Origin of the sequence: Paraburkholderia kururiensis JCM 10599 = LMG 19447, from assembly GCF_003986935.1 — a bacterium.
GTDB classification, from domain to species: Bacteria; Pseudomonadota; Gammaproteobacteria; order Burkholderiales; family Burkholderiaceae; genus Paraburkholderia; species Paraburkholderia kururiensis.
The window spans coordinates 1-596 of sequence record NZ_RJZE01000123.1; the positions used below are offsets into that span (position 1 = coordinate 1).

The 596-nt window shown below is 59.2% G+C and carries 2 protein-coding genes; both read left to right on the forward strand.

What is annotated here, in order from left to right; genetic code table 11:
- Positions 1 to 194 (forward strand): GDP-mannose 4,6-dehydratase (locus PKKP23_RS33570; protein WP_205703042.1); only part of this gene is annotated, 194 nt, incomplete at its 5' end.
- A 164-nt stretch (positions 195 to 358) separates the two neighbouring features.
- Positions 359 to 596: hypothetical protein (locus PKKP23_RS33575; RefSeq protein WP_138721064.1), on the forward strand; the 238-nt coding region annotated here is incomplete at its 3' end.

Sequence of the window (596 nt, forward strand, 5' to 3'; positions counted from 1 at the left end):
ACGCACAGACCGGCCACGTCATCGTGCGTGTGAATCCGAAGTTCTACCGCCCGGCGGAAGTCGATCTGCTCATTGGCGACGCGACGAAGGCCGAACGCGAGCTTGGATGGAAGCCAACGACCACGCTTGAACAGCTGTGCCAGATGATGGTCGAGGCGGACATCCGGCGTAACGAAGCCGGGTATTCGTTCTGAGCGTTCTGAGCGTTCTGAGCGTTTTGAGCACTTTGAGCGTTCGGATATCGGCTTCGCCTGACTGAAAGCGGAACGGCCGGACGCGCTGTGCGCTCGCGTGACTGGTGCGGCCTTTCGTGCCGCTGCGCCGCCGTCTTGTTTGACCCATCGACCTCGGGACTCCTATGAACACGTTCTTTGTTCTTGCGCTGAAAACCGCGCTGCTCACGGTGGTCATGTATCTCTCGGTGAGTGCGCTGGGATGCTCGCCCATCGTTTCTCTCGTGCTCGCATCGATTCCGCTGGTTTTCATGTTGCTCAGTGTGTACACGGGCTTCGCCTTTCGCCTCGTGGCCTTCGTTTTTCTGGTTGCCTGTGCGAAGACCCTGATCGTGGGCGAAGACCTGACGGGCAAACAGGTCT